This is a genomic window from Pseudomonas sp. MDT1-17 (assembly GCF_054898105.1).
In genome coordinates this window covers 4,700,947-4,723,956 of the sequence record NZ_JBUBVM010000001.1, presented here as the reverse complement: position 1 = coordinate 4,723,956, position 23,010 = coordinate 4,700,947, and the positions used below count along the sequence as shown (strand labels likewise).

Below are 23,010 nucleotides of genomic sequence, written 5' to 3'. Positions count from 1 at the left end.
TGGGAGCGAGCCTGCTCGCGAACGCGGATTATCAGTCGACATCAATGGTGGCTGACACGCCGCCTTCGCGAGCAGGCTCGCTCCCACAGTGATTTTTGACACCCTGACACTCCGCGCTCTACCTCCTTTCTGATACTTGTTCTCATTCGCTAATTTTTCCGGTCTGCATTCGTTTTATAGGGACGACGTGCCTTTGTGCTTCCCGCCACTGATCCGGATGCTTAGAAATGAATGCTGAAGACTCCTTGAAACTTGCTCGCCGGTTTATCGGGTTGCCCCTGGAAAAGCGCCAGATGTTCCTTGCGGCCTTGCACAAGGAGGGCGTTGATTTCGCCCGGTTTCCGATTCCTGCCGGCGTCGAAGCCGACGATCGCCAGGCGTTGTCGTACGCCCAGCAGCGTATGTGGTTTCTTTGGCAGCTGGACCTGCAAAGCGGCGCCTACAACCTCCCGGGCGCGGTGCGTCTGACCGGGCAGTTGAACCTGTCAGCGCTGGAACAAGCCTTCGCCAGCCTCGTTGAACGTCACGAAACCTTGCGCACGGTGTTCCAGCGTCAGGCCGACGGCAACCTGCTGCAAGTCCCGGCCAGCGCGCCGCTGGTGATCGATCAGGTGGATTTCAGCGTTTTACCGGCGATTGAGCGCGAGCAGGCAGTGGCTCGCGCGGCCGAGCAGCAATCAGTGTTGCCGTTCGATCTGTCGGCTGGCCCGCTGCTGCGCATCACCTTGCTCAAACTCGCCGAGCAGGAACACGTCCTCCTGTTGACCCTGCACCACATCGTTTCCGACGGTTGGTCGATGAACGTGCTGATCGACGAATTCATCCGCTGCTACGACGCCTTCGAAGCGGGCGCGCAACCGCAACTCACGCCATTGCCGATCCAGTACAGCGACTACGCGTTGTGGCAACGTCGCTGGCTGGAGGCCGGCGAACAGGCGCGCCAACTCGATTACTGGCAGACGCAACTGGGCGCCGAGCACCCGGTGTTGGAGCTGCCCACCGATCATCCGCGCCCAGCGATGCCGAGCTATCGCGGCACCCGTTACGAATTTGCGGTCGACGGGCAACTGGCCGAGCAACTGCGGGCCACGGCGCAGAAGCACAACATCACGCTGTTCATGCTGTTGCTCGGCGCCTTCAATGCGCTGCTGCATCGCTACACCGGGCAGACCGACATTCGCGTCGGCGTGCCGATCGCCAACCGTAACCGAGCTGAAATCGAAGGGCTGATCGGCTTCTTCGTCAACACTCAGGTGCTGCGTACGAAGCTCGACGGCCAAACCCGGGTCGACGACTTGCTGCGCGCCATCAAGGAAACCGCCCTCGGTGCCCAGGCCCATCAGGACTTGCCGTTTGAGCGTTTGGTCGAGGCGCTGAAACTGGAGCGCAGCCTTAGCCACACGCCATTGTTCCAGGTGATGTACAACCACCAGCCGCAGGTCGCAGACATTTCCACCGTCAGCACCGCGTCCGGTCTGGCGCTGGGCGTGATCGAGTGGGAAGGGCGCACCACCCAGTTCGACCTGACCCTCGATACCTATGAAAAGAGCGGCAAGCTGCACGCGGCGCTGACTTACGCCAACGACCTGTTCGACGCTGCGACCATCGCGCGCATGGCGCAACACTGGACGCATTTGCTGCAAGGCATGGTCAGCGATTCGCAACAGCGCATCAGTGATCTGCCGCTGCTTGAAAGCGCCGAATACCAGCGCATCGTGCAGGACTGGAATCGTGCTGACGAAGGCTTCGCTCAAGACGCCTGCATTCATGAGTTGATCAGCCAGCAAGTCATCGCTAACCCGACTGCATTGGCGGTGACCTTTGGCACGAAGCAGCTGACTTACGCCGAACTCGACACTCAGGCCAATCGCCTGGCCCACAAGCTGATCGCGCTGGGTGTGGGCCCGGAAGTCCGGGTCGGCGTGGCGATGCAGCGTTCGGAAGGCTTACTGGTAGCGTTGCTGGCCGTGCTCAAGGCCGGTGGCGCCTACGTGCCGCTGGACCCGGATTACCCCGCCGAACGCGTTGCCTACATGCTTGAAGACAGCCGCGCGGTGGTGCTGCTGACGGAACAGGCTGTCGCCGCGACATTGACCGTCGCCGCCGACACCCAAGTCCTGCTGATGGAGGGTATGGAGTGGGCTGATTGCCCAGGCAACGCGCCGGTGACTTGCGTCACATCGGATAACCTCGCCTACGTCATTTACACCTCCGGCTCCACCGGCAAACCCAAAGGCGTGGCCATCGCCCATCGCAACGTGCTGGCGCTGATCGACTGGTCGAAATCGGTCTACAGCCGTGAAGACATTCAAGGGGTGCTGGCCTCGACATCGGTGTGCTTCGACCTGTCGGTGTGGGAGCTGTTTGTCACCCTGGCCAACGGCGGCTCGGTGATCATCGCCCGCAATGCCCTGGAGTTGCCGCAACTGCCGGCCCGGGATCAGGTGCGCCTGATCAACACCGTGCCGTCGGCGATCAATGCGTTGCAGCGCGCCGGGCAGATCCCGCCGAGCGTGCGCATCATCAACCTCGCCGGCGAACCGCTGAAGCAGAGCCTGGTGGACGCGTTGTATCAGCAGCCGACCGTCGAACACGTCTACGATTTGTACGGTCCGTCGGAAGACACCACGTACTCAACCTGGACCCGGCGCGAGGCCGGTGGTCGCGCAAACATCGGCCGCCCGCTCAAACACACCGCCAGCTATTTGCTCGATGCTGACCTGCAGCCGGTGCCGCAAGGCGTGTCCGCCGAGCTGTACCTGGCCGGTGCTGGCATCACCCGTGGTTATCTGGCGCGGCCGGGCATGACCGCCGAAAAGTATGTGCCGAACCCGTTTTCCAGCAATGGCGAGCGCCTGTACCGCACCGGCGACCTGACCCGGTATCAGGCCGACGGCACGCTGCAATACGTCGGTCGCATCGACCATCAGGTCAAGGTCCGCGGTTTCCGCATCGAACTCGGTGAGATCGAAGCGCGACTGTTGCAGCAGGACGCCGTGCGTGAGCTGGCGGTGTTGGCGCAGGACGGCGTCAACGGTCAACAACTGGTCGCCTACATCGTGCCGACCGATCTGGCGTTGCTGGGCGATATCGACGCTCAGGCAACCCTGCGTGAAACCCTGAAAGCTGCACTGCGTCAACACCTGCCGGACTACATGGTTCCGGCGTTTCTGCTGTTCCTCGAATACTTGCCGCTGACCCCCAACGGCAAACTCGACCGCAAGGCCTTGCCAGCGATTGACGGCTCTGAGCAACAACGCGAACACGTCGCGCCGCGCACTGCGATGGAAAAATCCCTCGCGGCGATTTGGCAGGACGTGCTGACCCTCGACAACGTCGGTCTTGAAGACAACTTCTTCGAACTGGGCGGCGACTCGATCGTGTCCATGCAAGTGGCCAGCCGCGCGCGTCAGGCCGGGATCGTGTTGAGCCCGAAAGATCTGTTCCAGCACCAGACCCTCCGCAGCCTGGCCCAGGCCGCCCGCAGCGGCGAGCAGCCGTTGATCGACCAAGGTCCGGCCATTGGCGCAGTGGCGTTGGCGCCGGTGCAACAGTGGTTCTTCGAGCAAGCGATCCCCGGGCGTCAGCACTGGAACCAGTCGCTGCTGCTGGTACCGCGCGAGGCATTGAACGTCGAGGCGCTGGACCGCGCATTCGAGCAATTGCTGACGCATCACGACAGCTTGCGCCTGCGTTATGAGGAGACCGCCGAAGGTTGGCAGCAAACCTACGCGGCGCCGACCACTGAATCGGTGTTGTGGCTGCGCCAGGCGCAATCGGTCGTAGAACTCAACGCCCTGTGCGACGAAGCCCAACGCAGTCTCGACTTGCGGAACGGCCCGTTGATGCGGGCGCTTCTGGTCGCGATGGCTGACGGCACTGAGCGCTTGCTGCTGGTCATTCATCACCTGGCGGTGGACGGTGTTTCCTGGCGCGTGCTGCTGGAAGATCTTCAACAGTTCTACAGCGGCAGTACCGTGAAGATGGCGAAAACCAGCACCTATCAACGCTGGGTCACCTGTCTGCAAGCTCATCTTCCAGCCTTTGAAAACAGCCTCGGTCACTGGCAGGCCCACTTGCGCGACGCGCCGGACGATTTGCCGTGCGAGCGCCCAACCGGCGCACTGGAAAACCGCTTCGAACAGAAACTCGAACTCAAGCTCGACGCCGAGCAAACCCGCAAACTGCTGCAACAGGCCCCGGCGGCCTATCGAACCCAGGTCAACGACCTGCTGCTGACCGCCCTGGCGCGAGCGGTTTGCCGCTGGAGCGGGCAGGGCAGCACGCTGATCCAGCTTGAAGGCCATGGCCGCGAAGACCTGTTCGATGACATCGACCTGACCCGCACCGTCGGTTGGTTCACCAGCCTGTTCCCGGTCAATCTGATGCCATGCGCCGATCTCTCGGCTTCGATCAAAACCATTAAAGAACAACTGCGGGGCATGCCGGACAAAGGCCTGGGCTACGGCGCGCTGCGCTACCTCGGCACGCCGGCGATCCGCGCGGAACTGGCGGCGTTGCCGCAACCGCGCATTACCTTCAACTACTTGGGGCAGTTCGACCGTCAGTTCGACGTCGCCGCGATGTTCGTGCCGTCCACCGAAGGCAATGGTGTGGCGCAGGATCCTTCGGCCCCATTGGGCAACTGGTTGACGGTCGAAGGCCAGGTCTATGGCGGCGAGTTGTCGCTGAGCTGGGGCTTTAGCCGTGAGATGTTCGACACCGCGACTATTCAGCGTCTGGCGGACGATTACGCACAGGAACTCAACGCGCTGATCGAGCATTGCTGCGCGCTTGAGGCAAACCAGGCCACACCGTCGGACTTCCCGCTGGCGCGCATCAGGCAGGCGCAGCTCGATGCATTACCGGTCGTTATCTCGACTCTCGAAGACCTTTATCCGTTGTCGCCGATGCAGCAGGGCATGTTGTTCCACACCCTGTACGAACCTGAAGTCGGCGCCTACATCAGTCAGCTGCGTCTGGACATTCAAGGCCTCGATCCGCTGCGTTTCGCTCAAGCCTGGCAGACCGCGCTGGAGCGTCACGACATTCTGCGCAGCAGTTTCCACTGGCAGGGTCTCGACACCGCGCATCAGGCGATTGTCCGCCAAGTGGCGCTGCCGCTTGAAGTGCTTGAAGCGACCGACACCGATGATCTGGCCGACGCTGAACGCGCCCTGGGTTTCGAACTGGGCAGCGCGCCGCTGTTCCGCCTGAAGCTGGTCCGCACTGGTGCCAATGACTGGCACCTGGTCTACACCAGCCACCACATTTTGATGGACGGCTGGAGCAACGCGCAGTTACTCGCCGAAGTGATCCAGCACTACGCCGCTGGCCAGTCGCTGCCAGCGCCGGCCGGGCAATACCGCGATTATCTGGGCTGGTTGCAGCAGCAATCCGCCGTCGCTGGCGAGCAGTTCTGGAAAGCCGCCTTGGCGCCGCTTGAAGCCCCGACGCTGCTGGCCGAAGCCTTGCGGCCTCCGGTAGGTGCCGAGGGCAGCGAGGAATATCGCGTAGCACTCGACAGTCGCGCGACCCAGCGTCTGGCCGAGTTCGCCCGCCAGCAGAAGGTCACCCTCAACACCGTGCTGCAAGCGGCGTGGAGTCTTTTGTTGCAACGCTACACCGGCCAGGATTGCGTGGTCTTCGGTGCCACCGTAGCGGGCCGATCTGCGCCGTTGCCGGGGATCGAAGAACAACTCGGCTTGTTCATCAACACGCTGCCGCTGGTGTGCGCGATGAAGCCGGATCAAACCGTCAGCCAGTGGTTGGACGAGCTGCAAGGGCTGAACCTGGCCATGCGCGAGTTCGAGCATGTGCCGCTTTACGACATCCAGGGCTGGGCGGGGCAGCAGGGTTCGGCGCTGTTCGACAGCCTGCTGGTGTTCGAAAACTTCCCGGTGGCCGACGCGCTGAAACAGGGCGCACCGGCCGGGCTGTCGTTCGGCAATCTGCACAACCACGAGCGCACGCACTATCCGCTGACGCTGGGCATCGAGCTGGGAGAAGGCCTGAGCCTGGACTTCAGCTACGACGCGGAGCGCTTCAGTGCCGCTCAGGTCACTGAGTTGTCGGCCAATCTGCAGCACCTGCTGGCGCAATTGATGGCGCTGCCGGACGCGGCGTTGGGTACGCTGGAGTTGCTTGATGAGGCCGGAAAAAATGCTGTGCTCGCTGTCAGCCAACCGGCTGCAGTTGAGTTATCCACAGCATTTTTGGTGCACGAACAAATCGCGGCTCAGGCCGCCGCTACCCCAGACGCGATGGCGTTGCAGGTGGACGGCCAGTCCTTGAACTACGCCCAGTTGAATGCTCACGCCAACCGACTGGCCCATCGCCTGATCGACAACGGCATCGGCCCAGGCTCGCGTGTCGGTCTGGCGCTGCATCGGGGTCCGCAACTGATCGTCAGCCTGCTGGCGGTGCTCAAAACCGGCGCAGCCTATGTGCCTTTGGACCCGAAATACCCGGCCGAACGCCTGGCTTACATGATCGACGACAGCCGTCTCGACGTGCTGCTGTGCGAGTCCGGTCTGCTGGAAGAGGTGCCAGGCGTGCGGCGTCTGAGCCTTGAAGACAGCAGCGACTACCCCGACAGTAATCCGCAAAACCAGGCGGTCGCCGACGATCTGGCCTACATCATCTACACCTCCGGCTCCACCGGCCAACCTAAAGGCGTGGCCATCGCCCATGCCGCGCTGCGCGAGTTCTGCCAGACCGCCGCCGACTATTCGGTGCTGTCGGCGTCCGACCGCGTGTTGCAGTTCGCGACCTTCAGTTTCGATGGTTTCGTCGAGCAGTGCTTCCCGGCGCTGTGCGTCGGTGCGGCGTTGATCATGCGCGGTGATGACGTGTGGGATGCCGGCCGACTCGCCGCCGAAATCGTCCAGCAGGGCGTGACCGTGGCGGACTTGCCGGCGGCTTACTGGTACTTGCTGGCCCGTGAATGTGCGAGCGGTGTGGTGCGCAACCTGGGTGATTTGCGCCAGGTTCACGTTGGCGGCGAAGCCATGTCAGTCGAAGGTCTGCGCTTGTGGCATCAAGCCGGTTTGAGCCACGTGCGCTTGCTCAACACCTACGGCCCGACTGAGGCGACGGTGGTGTCCAGCGTTCATGAATGCCGACTGATCGATGCCAGCGACGCGTTTGGCATTCCCATCGGTCGAGCCATCCCGGGTCGGGCGCTGTACGTGGTGGACGCGGCCGGTCAATTGATACCAAACGGTGGCGTCGGCGAATTGTGTATCGGCGCCTCGGCGAGCCTGGCGCAAAGCTACTTCGACCGCCCGGCGCTGACCGCAGAGCGTTTCCTGCCAGACCCGTTTGCCCGTGAGCCGGGCGCGCGCCTGTACCGAAGCGGCGACCTGGCGCGTTACAACGCTGAAGGGAATCTTGAATACGTCGGCCGCATTGACCATCAAGTGAAGATTCGCGGTTTCCGCATTGAAATGGGCGAAATCGAAGCGTGCCTGCAAGCACGGGACGACGTGCGCGAAGCGGCCGTCATTGCTCAGGACGGGACGCAACTGGTGGCGTATGTCGTGGCCAACGGTGCGACGGTTTCTCAGGCCGAATATCTGGAAGGGCTCAGGGCCGTTTTGCGCCAGTCGCTGCCGGAATACATGGTGCCAAGCCACCTGATCCTGCTGGCCAAATTGCCGCTCAACAACAATGGCAAACTCGACCGCAAAGCGTTGCCGCATATTGAGGCGGGCGATGCGCAACGGGCGTTCGTAGCCCCGGCTGAAGGGCTGGAAACGCAACTCGCGCAGATCTGGCAGGAAGTGTTGCAGGTCGAGCAAGTGGGCCGCGACGACAACTTCTTCGAGTTGGGCGGGCACTCGTTGCTGGTGCTTCAAGTGATCTCTCGCGTGCGTCAGCAACTGCAACTTGAGCTGTCCGTAAGCAGCCTGTTCTCCGCCGCCAATCTGGCGGAATTTGCCGAGCGTGCCGCACTGGCGAACGCCAGCGGCCAACCGCTCCTGCAGCGTGCACCGGTCGATCAACCACAAATCCTGTCGTACGCCCAACAGCGCCAATGGATTCTCTGGCAGCTTGATCCACAGAGCTCGGCCTACAACATTCCCGCCGCGCTACGTCTCAAGGGATCGCTGAACCGCGAAGCCCTGCGCGAAGCCTTTGCGCAATTGCAGGCCCGTCACCACACCCTGCGCACAACTTTCGAACAGGATGGTCAGCAGGCGCGTCCGGTGCTCCACGATGACCTGGCGCTGCAACTGGAAGAACGCACACTCGATGAGTCTTCGATCGACAGTGCCGTCGCAGAAGAAATCGCCCGCCCGTTCGACCTGCGCAACGGCCCGCTGTGGCGCGTATTGCTGCTGCAAGTAAACACCGACGAACACGTGCTGGTGCTGACCGTGCACCACATCGCCGCCGATGGCTGGTCGATGCAGGTAATGGTCGATGAATTCAGCGCGCTGTATCAGGCTGCCGTCGAAGGTAGCGCCGCCAACTTCAACAGCCTGCCGGTGAACTACAGCGACTACGCCCGTTGGCAGCGCGACTGGCTGGAGGCCGGTGAGGGTGCCCGCCAACTGACGTGGTGGCGCGAGCAACTGGCCGGCAGCCAGGCACCGCTCGAGTTGCCAAGTGAACTGACCCGCCCGGCCCGTCGCACCGAGCGCGGCGCCAGCCTGACGGTCAACGTTGATCGCGAGTTGCTGGCCGGTTTGCGTCAACGCGCCCAGGAACAACAAGTGACCTTGTTCATGCTGTTGCTGGCGAGTTTCCAGACCTTGCTGCATCGCCAGAGCGGGCAGTCGAGCATCAGTGTCGGCGTGCCGAGCGCCGGTCGTTCGCGTCTCGAAACCGAAGGCCTGATCGGCTTTTTCATCAACACTCAAGTGCTGCGTGCCGAGATCGATGGGCAGCAAGCCTTCAGCGCGTTGCTGCAACAGGTCAAACAGGTGGCATTGGGCGCGCAGGCCAATCAGGACGTGCCGTTCGAGCAGTTGGTCGACGCCTTGCAGCCCGACCGCAGCCTCAATCACAGCCCATTGTTCCAGGTGCTCTACAACCATCAACAGCAGTTGGGCGCGAGCGTCGAGCGCAACGTTGCCGACTTGCAGGTCGAGCGTCTGCACTGGCAGCAACACACCACCCAGTTTGATTTGGTACTCGATACTCAGGAGCTGGGCGACAAACTCGATGCCAGCCTGACCTACGCCACTGACCTGTACGACGCGGCTTCTATGGAGCGGTTGGCCGAGCAGTGGCTGAACCTGCTGCGAGCAGTGGTCGCCGATCCGCAGCAGCGCGTCGCCGAACTGCCAATCATTGACCGTTTGCAACGGGATGCTTTGGTGCAGCACTGGAACCCTGCGTTTGAGGCGCAACCGCAATCGCCGACCTTGCATCAGTTGTTCGAAGCTCAAACCGCACAACGGCCGAACGCCATCGCACTGGTCTACGAAGGCGAGCAACTGACCTACGCCGCGCTCAACGCTCAGGCCAATCGACTGGCGTGCAAACTGCGTGAACAGGGCGTCGGGCCAGAGGCGCGGGTCGGCATCGCCACCGAGCGGGCGATGCCGCTGGTGGTTGGCTTGCTGGCGATTCTCAAGGCCGGCGGCGCCTACGTGCCGCTCGACCCACACTACCCGACCGAGCGCTTGAGCTACATGATCGACGACAGCGGCATCACGCTGCTGCTGACTCAGCAACACCTGATCGACGGTTTGCCGTCCCGCGACGGCGTGCAAGTGCTGAGCCTGGAGTCGTTGCAGCTGGACGACTACAGCGCCGACAACTTGCCAGCGCTGGCGTCCGCGGAAAACCTCGCCTACGTGATCTACACCTCCGGTTCCACTGGCCGGCCAAAAGGCGCATTGCTCAGCCATGGCAACGTCGGGCGTCTGCTCACCGCCACCGCTGACAAGTTCAACTTCGGCCCGGACGATGTCTGGACGCTGTTCCATTCCTACGCCTTCGACTTTTCGGTGTGGGAGCTGTTCGGCTCGCTGTGCACTGGCGGGCGTCTGGTGATCGTGCCGTATGACATCAGCCGCGAGCCGCAAGCGTTCCACCGCTTGCTCTGTGATGAGGGCGTGACGGTGTTGAATCAGACCCCGACTGCTTTCCGTCAACTGTTGCCGATTGCCTGCGCCAGCGAGCGAAACCTGGCGTTGCGTCAGGTGATTTTCGGCGGCGAAGCCCTGGAAGTCGCGAGCCTGCGTCCGTGGTTCGAGCGCTTCGGCGACCAACAGCCAACCCTGGTCAACATGTACGGCATCACCGAAACCACGGTGCACGTGACCTACCGCGCCATCCGCCTGGCCGACCTCGACGGCAAGGCCCAAAGCCCGATTGGCCTGCCGATCCGCGACCTGCGCTGGTACCTGCTCGACAGCCAGTTGCAACCGGTGCCGGTGGGTGTGGCGGGCGAGCTGTACATCGCCGGCGCCGGTCTGGCGCGCGGTTATCACGGACGTTTCGGCCTCACCGCCGAGCGTTTCGTACCGAGTCCGTTCGACGCATCCCAGCGTCTCTATCGCAGCGGCGACCTGGCGCGTCAGCGTGCCGACGGCAGCATTGATTACCTCGGGCGGATTGACCAGCAAGTGAAGATCCGTGGCTTCCGCATCGAACTGGGCGAAATCGAAGCCGCACTGCTGGCCCAGCCGGGCGTGCGCCAAGCGGTGTTGAGCGTACATGCGGGCGAAAGCGGGCCGCAGCTGTGCGCCTACGTGGTGGCCGAGCAAACCCCGCATGACCCGATCGCCTGGCGCGACAACCTGCGCGTCGCGCTCAAAGTTGATCTGCCGGATTACATGGTGCCGAGCCACTGGCTGCTGCTCGATGCCTTGCCGCTGACCGGTAATGGCAAGCTCGACCGCAAGGCCTTGCCGGTGCCCGATGCCCAGGAATGGCAGCGACCGTTCGAGGCCCCCGAGGGCGATCTCGAACGGCAACTGGCAGCCATCTGGGCCAGCGTGCTGGGCGTGGCGCAAATCGGCCGGCGCGACAACTTCTTTGAATTGGGCGGGCATTCGTTGCTCGCCGCCCAAGCCAGTGCCCGTGTGGAACTGGAACTGGGCATCGAGCTACCGCTGCGCGCGCTGTTCGAATCCACCGACCTTCAGGCTTATGCCGCCATGGCCGGGCAACACGCCCCGGCTGACAACGATGCACGTCTTGATGCGCTTGAGTCGCTACTCGACGAGATGGAGATCAACTGATGGAGCACACCACTGCCCAGCGCATCGCCAGCCGCTTCGCCGGTCTGCCTGCCGACAAGCGCCGCGAGTTTCTGACACGCATGCAAGAGCAGGGCGTGAGCTTCGGGCAACTGCCGATTCCGCCCGCTGCCGATCCGCAAACGACCTTCGAACTGTCGTACGCGCAGCAACGCCAATGGTTCCTCTGGCAGCTTGATCCGCAGAGTTCGGCGTACAACATTCCTGCCGCCCTGCGTTTGCACGGGCCGCTGAATGTCGCGGCGTTGCAGCAAAGTTTCGACGTGCTTTTGGAACGTCATCAGAGCCTGCGCAGCCGATTCGTCGAGGACGACGGTCAGGTGGTGCAGACACTGGCCGGGTTCACCTCGCTGCCGATCGAACAGATCGACCTGCGCGATGAACCTCAGGATCAACGTCTCGATCTGGCGATGGAAACGGTCGAGCAGGAGATTGCCCGGCCGTTCGATCTTCAGCACGGTCCGCTGTTGCGGGTCAGCCTGTTGCAACTGGATGCCGAAGACCACGTGCTGTTGCTGACCCTGCACCACATCGTCACCGATGGCTGGTCGATGGGCGTGTTGGTGGAAGAATTTTCCCGGCTCTACGCCGCGCATTGCCAAGGCCAGAACGCAGCGCTGGAAGCGTTGCCGATCCGGTATTCCGATTACGCGATGTGGCAACGCCGCTGGATGGAAGCGGGCGAGCTGGAACGTCAGCTCAACTGGTGGCGCGAAACGCTGGGCAGCGAACAACCGCTGCTGGAATTGCCGACTGACCGCTCGCGCCCGGCGCAACCGAGCCAGCGCGGTGCGCGACTGGATTTCGCCCTCGATGCGACCTTGGCCAGCGGGCTGATGAACCTGGCCAAACAGCGCGGTGTTACGCCGTTCATGCTGTTGCTGGCGAGCTTCCAGGCGTTGCTCTATCGCTACAGCGGTCAGTCCGATTTGCGCGTCGGCGTGCCGATTGCCAACCGCAATCGCGCGGAAACCCGTGGTCTGATCGGTTTCTTCGTCAACACTCAAGTGATGCGTGCCGAGCTCGATGGGCGTCTGCCGTTCAGCCAATTACTCGATCAGACTCGCACCGCTTTGCTGGATGCCCAGGATTATCAGGACTTGCCGTTCGAGCGTCTGGTGCAGGCGCTGCAAGGTGAACGCAGCCTCAGCCACAGCCCATTGTTCCAGGTGATGTTCAACCACCAGCAAGCCATACCGGCAGCGGTCAGCGGTTTACTTGCCGGTCTGCGAGTCGAAGCACTGAACGCGACGGCGCACACCACACAATTCGACCTGCAACTGGATACTCAGGAAGAGGGCGACAAGCTGTTCGCCAGCCTGACGTATGCCACCGATCTGTTCGACGCCGAGCGCATCGAGCATTTAGCGCGTCATTGGCGCAATCTGTTGGCCGGGGTACTGGCGAACCCGCAATGCCCGCTCGCCGAGTTGCCGTTGCTGAATGCCGGCGAGCGTCGGCGTATTGTTGATGGCCTCAATGACACCGCTCAGGATTATCCGGGCGAAGTCTGCGTGCAGCGGCATTTCGAAGCGCGCGTGGCTGAAGACGGTGAAGCGACGGCGCTGGTGTTCCAGGGCCAGCGCCTGAGTTACGCCGAGTTGAACCTGCGCGCCAACCGTTTGGCTCATCACCTGCGCGCCCAGGGTGTCGGCCCGGAAGTGCTGGTTGGGATTGCCTGCGACCGCTCATTCGAAATGGTTGTCGGTCTGCTGGCGATTCTCAAGGCCGGTGGCGCCTATGTGCCGCTGGACCCGGAATACCCGCTCGATCGTTTGAGCTACATGATCGAAGACAGCGATATTTCGCTGTTGCTGACTCAGGAACATCTGCTGGCGCAATTGCCGACGCCGGACAACGTGCGCACCGTGTGCCTGTACAGCGAAGCCGATTGGCTGAGCGATCTGCCGGGCACCGATCTGGCAAACCTTGCGGTCGCCGAAAACCTCGCCTATGTGATTTACACCTCCGGTTCCACCGGCAAACCCAAAGGCGCCGGCAACCGCCATGTGGCGCTGCATAACCGTCTGGCGTGGATGCAGCAAGCCTACAACCTGCTGCCGAGCGACCGCGTGCTGCAAAAGACGCCGTTCAGTTTCGACGTGTCGGTGTGGGAGTTTTTCTGGCCGCTGATGAAGGGCGCCACGTTGGTCATCGCCGCGCCGGGCGAGCATCGCGATCCGCAGCGCCTCGCCGCGTTGATCGTCGAGCAGGCGATCACCACGCTGCACTTTGTGCCGTCGATGCTCTCGGCGTTTATCGGTGCCGACGAGGCGTTGGCCTGCACCTCGCTGCAACGGATCATTTGCAGCGGCGAAGCACTGCCGATGGAGCTGCAACGCCAGACCCTGCGCCGCCTGCCGCAAGCCAATCTCTACAACCTCTATGGCCCGACCGAAGCAGCCATCGACGTGACCCACTGGACCTGCGTGGAAGAGGGCCGCGACAGCGTGCCGATCGGTCGGCCGATCGCCAACCTGCGCACCTGCATCCTCGACAGCGAACTGCAGCCGTTGCCACTCGGCGCGGTGGGTGAGTTGTACCTCGGCGGCGTCGGCCTGGCGCGCGGTTATCACCGTCGTGGCGCGCTGACCGCCGAGCGTTTTGTCGTTGATCCGTTCGGCAGCGGCGAGCGTCTGTACCGCACCGGTGACCTGGCGCGCTATCGCGCTGACGGCGCCATCGACTACTGCGGGCGTATCGACCACCAGGTGAAGATTCGCGGTTTGCGCATCGAACTGGGCGAAATCGAAGCGCGCCTGCAAGAGCATGCCGACGTGCAGGAAGCCGTGGTGCTGGCCCTCGATGGACCGAGCGGCAAACAATTGGTCGCGTACATCGTGCCGCAGGATCGTGCACTGCTGGACGCCGATGCCGAGCAGCAAGGCGCATGGCGCGAATCCCTGAAAGGCCATCTGCTGGCGAGCCTGCCGGATTACATGGTGCCGGCGCAAACCATGCTGATCGAGCAAATGCCCCTGAGCCCCAACGGCAAACTCGACCGTAAACGCCTGCCTGCGCCGACCGCGCAAGTCAGCCAGCGTGCCTTCGAAGCACCGCGCAGCGAACACGAACAGGCGCTGGCGCAGATCTGGCAGGACGTGTTGGGCGTGGAGCAGGTCGGCCGTCAGGACAACTTCTTCGAACTGGGCGGCGACTCGATCATTTCGATTCAGGTGGTCAGCCGTGCCCGCCGCGCCGGCCTGAACCTGCAACCGCGAGACCTGTTCCAGCAGCAGACTCTGCAAGCACTGGCTGCGGTAGTGAAGGAACAAGCGGCACCGCTGGCGCAACAAGGACCGGTGGACGGTGTGCAAACACTCACGCCGATTCAGCGCTGGTTCTTCGACGAACCCATCCCGCAACGCGCTCACTGGAACCAGGCGGTGCTGCTGGTGCCGCGCGAAACCCTCGAATTGCCGCGCCTGCAAGCTGCGCTGCAACGCCTGCTCAAGCAGCACGATGCGCTGCGTTTGCGCTTCAGTCAGGTCGACGGCCAATGGTGGGCGCGCTATGTCGGGGCCGACAGCGCCGACGTGATCGACATGCTCTGGACCGCTCGCGTGGCCAGCGATGCCTCGCTGGAATCGGTGTGTGATGAAGCGCAACGCAGCCTCAGCCTGCAAGACGGTCCGCTGTTGCGGGTTGCGTTGATCGCCCAGGCTGATGGTTCGCAGCGTTTGCTGGTGGTGATCCATCACTTGGCCGTGGACGGTGTGTCCTGGCGGGTGTTGCTGGAAGATTTGCAGGCCGCTTATCAAGGGCAAGACCTGCCACCGAAGACCAGCGCCTTCCAGGCCTGGGCGGAGAAACTCGATGCCCATGCACGCTCCGATGCCGCCGCCAGCGAACTGAATTGGTGGCAGTCGCAACTGAGCCTCGCGAATGATTCATTGCCAGCGGCCAATGCCGAGGCCAGTCAGGCCGGGCATCTGCGCCAGGGCGTCAGCATCGGTCTTGACCGCGAACAGACCTGTCGGTTGCTGCAACAGGCGCCAGCGATCTACCGCACGCAAGTCAACGATTTGCTGCTGACCGCGCTGGCTCGCACCCTGAGCCGCTGGACCGGCCACGCATCGGCGCTGATTCAGCTCGAAGGCCATGGCCGCGAAGAGCTGTTCGACGACATCGACCTGACCCGCACAGTTGGCTGGTTCTCCAGTCAGTTCCCGGTGCGCCTGACGCCGACCGCTGACCTTGCGGGTTCGATCAAGGCGATCAAGCAACAACTGCGCGAAATCCCCGGCAAAGGCATGGGCTACGGCCTGTTGCGTTACATGGGCGATTCGACGACCCAAGCGGCGTTGGCCGCGCTGCCGCAAGCGCGGGTGACGTTCAACTATCTGGGGCAATTCGACCAGAGCTTCGCCGAGGATGCGCTGTTCACTCCGGCTCGCGAATCCAGCGGTGCCGCGCAATCGGCCGACGCACCGTTGCCGAACTGGTTGTCGGTGGATGGCCAGGTGTATGGCGGCGAGCTGAAACTGGATTGGACCTTCAGCCGCGAATGCTTCGACCTGCGCGAGATCGAAGTACTGGCGGCGGATTTCCGCGCTGAGTTGCTGGCGCTGATCGCCCATTGCCTGAGCGATGGCGCAGGTGGCGTGACCCCGGCGGACTTTCCGTTGGCGCGTCTGACCCAGGCGCAACTCGACGAACTGCCAGTGCCGCCGGCGCAGATCGAAGACCTGTATCCGCTGTCGCCGATGCAGGCCGGTTTGCTGTTCCATAGCCTGTACGAATCCGATTCCGGCGCGTACGTGAACCAGCTCAGCGTCGAAGCCCGTGGCCTCGACGCCGAACGACTGGGCCTCGCCTGGCAAGCGGTGCTCGACACCCATCCGATCTTGCGCAGCAGCTTCCACTTCCCCGACGGCTTCGAAGCACCGGTGCAATTGGTCCACCGTCATCTGCAATTGCCGCTGACCTGCCTCGACTGGCGCGATCGCTGCGATCAAACCGAAGCGCTGGCACAGCTGATCGACAGCGAACGCCTGCAACTCAATTCGACCCAGGCGCCGTTGATGCGCCTGACCTTGGTACGACTGGACGATGAGCGTCAGCAACTGATCTACACCCACCATCACCTGTTGCTCGATGGCTGGAGTAATTCGCTGCTGTTGAGCGAAGTCCTGCAGCGTTATGCCGGGCAAGACGTGCAGGCACCGACCGGGCGTTTCGCCGATTACATTGGTTGGCTGCAACGTCAGGATGCTCACGCCGACGAGATCTTCTGGCGCGAGCAACTGGCGACCCTCGACAACCCGACCCTGTTGGCGCAGAGCCTGGCGCATGGCAACAGTAAAAACCTGTCGGCAACGGATTTTGCCGACCACCGCCAGACCTTCGATGTCGCCACCAGCAAACGCTTCAGCGAGTTTGCCCGTCAGCAAAAAGTGACGCTCAACACCTTGGTCCAAGGTGCCTGGGCACTCTTGCTGCAACGCTACAGCGGTCAACGCAGCGTCGCGTTCGGCGCGACCGTGGCGGGGCGGCCGGTGGACTTGCCGGGGGCCGAAAGCCAGCTCGGCCTGTTCATCAACACCTTGCCGGTGATCAGCAGCCCGGACGCAGTGGAAAGCGTCGGTCAATGGCTGACCCGCTTGCAGGCGCAGAACCTGGAACTGCGTGAGCATGAGTTCACCGCATTGGGTGACATTCAGCGCTGGGCCGGACGTGCCGGTGAGCCGCTGTTCGACAGCCTGCTGGTGTTCGAAAACTTCCCGGTAGCCGAAGCGCTGCAACAGGGCGCGCCGGCCGGGTTGAGCTTCTCGATTCCTCAGAGCCATGAACGCACCAACTTCCCGCTGACCCTGGCGGCCACTGCCGAAAGTCAGCTCAGCCTGAACTGGAGCTACCAGTGCGCCCATTTCAGCAGCGAAGCGATTGCCCACATGAGCGAGCATCTGGCCGCGCTGCTGGCGGCGATGGTCGCCGCGCCACACGCTGCCTTGAGTGAACTGGACCTGCTGACCGCGCCGGAGCGTGCGCAGCAATTGCTGGAATGGAACCCAGCATTCACCGCGACGGAAAACCCGCTCTGCGTGCATCAGATGATCGAGGCGCAGGCCGTCATCCGACCGGACGCCACGGCACTGATCTTCAATGACCTCGAATTGAGCTTCGACCACCTCAACCGTCGCGCCAACCAATTGGCCCACCACCTGCGCGCACTGGGCATCGGCCCGGAAGTGCGGGTTGGCCTGGCCATGCAGCGCTCGCCGGAAATGATCGTCGGCCTGCTGGCGATCCTCAAGGCCGGCGGCGCCTACGTGCCGCTGGACCCGGCGTACCCGGCCGAACGCCTGCGTTATCTGATGGAAGACAGCGGGATTTCGCTGCTGATCAGCCAATCGTGGCTGCGGGAAAAACTGCCCTTGCCGGAAGGCTTGTCGGTGTTGGAAATCGACCGCGAACCGCTGGAGTTTATGGCTGACACCAACCCGGTCAACCTGACCTGCGCCGAAAACCTCGCGTACCTGATTTACACCTCGGGCTCCACCGGGCGGCCGAAAGGCGTCTGCGTGGCGCACGGTCCACTGGCCATGCATTGCCTGTCGATCGGCGAGTTGTATGGCATGACCCCGGATGACCGCGAGCTGCAATTCGCCTCGATCAGCTTCGACGGTGCCCACGAACGCTGGCTGACGCCGCTAGTTTTCGGTTCGGCGGTGATGCCGCGCGACGACGAGTTGTGGAGCGTGGAGCGCACGTGTGCGGAGATCGAAAAGCACGGCATCACCATCGCCTGCTTCACCCCGAGCTATCTGTTGCAGATGGCCGATTTCATGGGCGAAGCGGGGCGCAATCTGCCGATCCGCTCCTACACCCCATGCGGTGAAGGGATGGCCAAGCACGCATTCGATGAAGTCCAGCAGGTGCTGCAACCCAAGCGCCTGATCAACGGCTACGGCCCGACCGAAACGGTGATTACGCCGCTGATCTGGCTGGCGTATCCCGATACTGAATTCGACTCGGCATTCATGCCGATTGGCCGGCCGGTCGGCAACCGCAGCGCCTATATTCTGGACGGCGGCTTGCAGCCATTGCCGGTTGGCGTGGCGGGCGAGTTGTACCTGGGGGGGGAGGGTGTCGCGCGTGGTTATCATCAACGTCCGGACCTGACCGCTGAACGCTTCGTGCCCGATCCGTTCGTGCCGGGCGCACGTTTGTACCGCAGTGGCGACCTCGCGCGGTTCCGTGCCGATGGCGTGGTTGAATACCTCGGCCGTATCGACCAGCAAGTGAAAATTCGCGGGTTCCGTATCGAACTCGGCGAAATCGAAGCCTGCCTGCTGGAACACGAAGGCGTGCGTGAAGCGTTCGTGATCGATCGCGAAGGCCCGGTGAGCCGCCAGTTGGTCGGTTATGTGGTGCCGCGCGATCCGCTCGCTGATGAGCAGGATCTGCGTGAAGCGCTGACGTTGCACCTGCGCAGCCGTCTGCCGGCGCACATGCTGCCGGCGCACTTGATGTGCCTGGCCGCGTTGCCGCTGACGCCGAACGGCAAGCTCGATCGCCAAGGCCTGCCGGCGCCTGAAGCCACTCGTCAGAACCACGATCAAGTGGCCGCCGCGTCGCCGGCCGAAGCGTTGCTGGTGGAAATCTGGCAAGCGCTGTTGGGGCTGGATTCGGTGGGCGTCACCGAGAACTTCTTCGAACTGGGTGGTGACTCGATCATTTCCCTGCAAGCGGTGAGTCGTGCCGGGCAGCGCGGGCTGGTGTTCAGTCCGAAGCAACTGTTCGAGGAGCAGACGATTCGCGCTCTGGCTGCAGTCGCCAGCAGCCGTGAAGCGGCGTTGATCGAAGCGCCGAAAGTCCCGGCGTTCGCGCTGGTGCCGCACATCGACATCGCTGGCCGCGAGGGTCTGCAAGATCTGTATCCGCTGTCGCCGATGCAGCAAGGCATGCTCTTCCATTGCCTCGATTCGCCGGAGCTGAACCCCTACGTCAACCAGTTGAGCGTGGCAGTGGACGGTTTGCAGGTGCCGCGTTTCCGCGCGGCCTGGCAGACCCTGGTCGAACGTCATGAAGTGCTGCGCGCGGCGTTCCGCTGGCGTGATGGTCTGGCCGATCCGCTGCAAGCGGTGTTCGCCGACGTTGAGTTGCCGATCGAAGAACTCGACTGGCGCGACCGTACTGACACCAAGCAGGCGCTGAGCGAACTGGCGGCGGCAGAGCAGGCAAAAGGCTTCGACCTGAGCTGCCCGCCGTTGATGCGTTTCATTCTGATTCGTCTGGGCGATGACCGTTACCAGATGATCTGGATTTACCACCACTTGCTGCTGGACGGCTGGAGTGCCTCGCGGCTGTTGGGCGACATGCTGCGCCTGTACCACAACGACAGCCTGCCGACCCTGACCGGTCGCTATGCCGACTACATTGCCTGGCTGCAACGTCAGGACGGTGCGCAGGCCGAAGGCTTCTGGCGCGAGCGCCTGGCATTGCTCGAAGAGCCGACCATTCTGGCCAAGGCTTCCGGTGCGACAGGTTCCGGTCACGGCGTGATGTACAGCAACCTCGACGCCGAGGCGACGCGCAAACTGCACACCTTCGCCAAGCGTCAACGCGTAACCCTCAACACGCTGGTGCAAGGCGCGTGGCTGTTGCTGCTGCAACGCCACAGCGGTCAGCGCAGTGTCGCGTTCGGCGCCACAGTGGCGGGGCGTCCTACCGGGTTGGCCGGTGCGCAAGACATGCTCGGCCTGTTCATCAACACCTTGCCGGTGATCCAGACCCTCGATCCGCAACAGTCGTTGGGCGAGTGGCTGCGCGACTTGCAGGATTACAACCTGATGGTCCGCGACTACGAACACACGCCGTTGTCGGACATTCAGCGCTGGGCCGGGCAGGGTGGCCAGGGCTTGTTCGACAGCATCATCGTGTTCGAAAACCATCCGGTGGACCGCGCCTTGAAAGGGGGCGAGGAAGGTGAGTTGCGCTTTGCCGAAGTCGGCAGCGGCGGGGTGACCAACTTCCCGATGGACTTGATGGTCAGCGCCAACGAAGAAGGCCTGGAAGTCGAATACCTGTTCCTGCGGGATCGCTTCAGCGAGCTGGAAGTGCAGCGGATTCGTGCGCAGCTTGAAGGTTTGCTGCGAGCGTTGCCGGAGGATGCCACGCGTCTGCTTGGCAACATCGGATTGCCTGAAGCGCGTTTGAGTCTGCCGCAGGTGTCCGACGACAACGCCGATTTGCTGCAAGCGTTCAATCAGCATGTACGCACGCAACCGCAGAAAATCGCCTTGATCTGCGAGGATCGGGAAGTCAGTTATGCACAGCTTGAGGCTCAGGCCAATGGTCTGGCACAGCAACTGATCGGTCGCGGCATCGGGCCGGAAAGCCTGGTGGCGGTGGCGCTGCCGCGTTCCGAACGCACCATCGTCGCGTTCCTCGCGGTGCTTAAAGCAGGTGCGGCGTATCTGCCTCTGGACCTCGCGTACCCGGCCGAGCGGCTGGCTTACATGCTCATGGATTCGGCGGCCAGTCTGTTGCTCTGCGACAGTGATCTGGGCGAACGACTGACCCTGGCTGATAGCCCGCCACGTCTGTTGCTCGATCAACTGGCCGTTGCTGGCAACACCGAGTGCCCGGTTTCCAATCCGCTGCCGGGGCATCTGGCGTACCTGATCTACACCTCCGGTTCCACCGGCCAACCGAAAGGCGTGGCTGTGGCGCGCGGACCGATTGCCCGGCATTGCCGCGGCATCATCGAGCTCTACGAACTGGCACCGCGCAGCCGCGAGTTGCACTTCATGTCGTTCGCCTTCGACGGTGCTCAGGAACGTTGGCTGAGTGTGCTGTTGGCCGGTGGCAGTCTGGTGGTCCGCGATGACAGTGTGTGGACCCCGGAGCAAACCCTGCAAGTGCTGCAGCGTCACGGCGTCACCGTGGCCTGCTTCCCGCCGGCGTACCTGCAACAGATGGCCGAAGTGGCTGAATGTTTGGGCAATCCACCGGCGGTCGAGGTGTATTGCTTTGGCGGTGATGCGGTGCCGGAGGCCAGTTTCGAGCAGGTCAAACGGACTCTGCGTCCGCAGCGTCTGGTCAACGGTTACGGCCCGACCGAAACCGTGGTCACGCCGTTGTTGTGGCGTGCCGAGGTCAGCGAAACCTGCGACGCGGCGTATGCGCCGATTGGCCGTGGTGTGGCCGGACGTGGGTTGTACGTGCTGGATGCCGACCTCAATCCGTTGCCGGTCGGTGTCAGCGGCGAGTTGTACCTGGGCGGCGAATGCCTGGCGCGCGGTTACCACCAGCGTCCCGGCATGAGCGCCGAGCGTTTCATCCCCGATCCGTTCGAGGCCGGTGGCCGCATGTACCGCACCGGCGACCTGGTGCGCCAGCGTGAATGCGGATTGATCGACTACCTGGGGCGTCTCGACCAGCAAGTGAAGATCCGTGGTTTCCGCATCGAACTGGGCGAAATCGAAGCCCGACTGCGCGACCGCATCGGCGTGCAGGATGCCGCCGTGGTGGTGCATGACACACCGACTGGCAAACAACTGGTTGGCTATGTTGTTGCGGCGGGCGCGACGGGGCTGGATCGTCGACTCAAGGCTGAACTGCAAGCGCAACTGCCCGATTACATGGTGCCGGCGCGTATCCTGGTGCTGGAACGCTTCCCACTGTCGGCCAACGGCAAGCTCGACCGTCGCGCACTGCCTACGCCGGAATGGGCGCTCGGCGGTTATCGCGCACCGCGCAATGCGCTGGAAACGGCGCTGACCGCGATCTGGCAAGAGGTGCTCGGCGTGCCGCAAGTGGGCATCGACGATAACTTCTTCGAACTCGGCGGCGACTCGTTGCAGGTGCTCAAAGTCATCTCACGGGTGCGCAGCCAGCCGCAACTGGGCTTCGAGTTGAAACTGCGCGACTTGATGCAGAAACCCTGCATCGCGGAACTCAGCGGCTATCAGGCTGCCGAGCCGGCGTCTGCGCCGGACCCGTTGCTGGCGCTGAATGCACGAATCCCCAACGTGCCGGCGCTGTTCTGCCTGCACGCCGGTTTCGGCACGGTGTTCGACTACGAACCGCTGGCCCGTCGACTGGAGGGCCGGCGCACGGTGTACGGCCTGCAATGCCGCATGCTGCTCGATCCGCACTGGCAGGATGCGTCGCTGTTGGCGATGGCTCAAGCCTATGCGCAACGGATTCGCAGCCAGCAGGCCAAGGGGCCGTATTACTTGCTGGGCTGGTCCTTGGGCGGCGCGTTGACGCAACTGGTCGCTCACGAACTGGAAACCCAAGGTGAGGCGGTGGCGTTTGCCGGGCTGGTCGACAGCTACGTGGCGGGCACCGCGGAAGCGGGGGGCTGGCGCGAGGACCTGGGCAACTTCCTGACGTTTGTGCTCGGTCTGCCCGCTGATGAGGCTCAGGCGCTGATTGCGTTGAAAACCGCTGGCTTGAGTGAGCGCGACGGTGCCACCGCGGTGATCGAGGCGGCCCTGCACGGTTCCAATGAGCAAGCCGCGTTGGGTGCTGGGGAACTCACGCAGATCTTCACCACCGGCTCACGTCTCAAGCAACTGGCGCTGGCGCATCGGCAACTGCCGGCGATTCAGGTCACAGCGCATCGCTGGTGGGTGGTCGAGCGCGACGACGAACGCCGGGTGTTCGAGGCCCAGGTCGGTAGCCACGGCGTTGATCGCTTGTTGGCGGGTGGGCACTACGAGTTGCTGCGCGGTGATGAGTTGCTCGACGCGCTTGAAGACTTGCTGGAACGCCGATTGGCGATCATTTGAAAACAGCCGGGTGTTTCACCGCGCCCGGTTATCGACCTATTTGTGTG

General features: G+C 63.0%; 2 protein-coding genes. Both read left to right on the top strand.

The window, feature by feature from the left end; all coding sequences use genetic code 11:
• Window positions 1-227 precede the first annotated feature (227 nt).
• On the top strand, window positions 228-11,201 hold the full coding sequence (locus ACYZTX_RS21880; protein ID WP_462035809.1) for an amino acid adenylation domain-containing protein: 10,974 nt from the start codon (window positions 228-230) through the stop codon (window positions 11,199-11,201).
• On the top strand, window positions 11,201-22,963 hold the full coding sequence (locus tag ACYZTX_RS21875; protein WP_462035808.1) for a non-ribosomal peptide synthase/polyketide synthase: 11,763 nt from the start codon (window positions 11,201-11,203) through the stop codon (window positions 22,961-22,963). Before ACYZTX_RS21880 ends, ACYZTX_RS21875 begins: the two co-directional genes overlap by 1 nt.
• Window positions 22,964-23,010: the final 47 nt, after the last annotated feature.

Coding starts and splice junctions, on each gene's coding strand:
- ACYZTX_RS21880 (WP_462035809.1), top strand. CDS start 228: ATGAATGCTGAAGACTCCTTGAAACTTGCTCGCCGGTTTATCGGGTTG.
- ACYZTX_RS21875 (WP_462035808.1), top strand. CDS start 11,201: ATGGAGCACACCACTGCCCAGCGCATCGCCAGCCGCTTCGCCGGTCTG.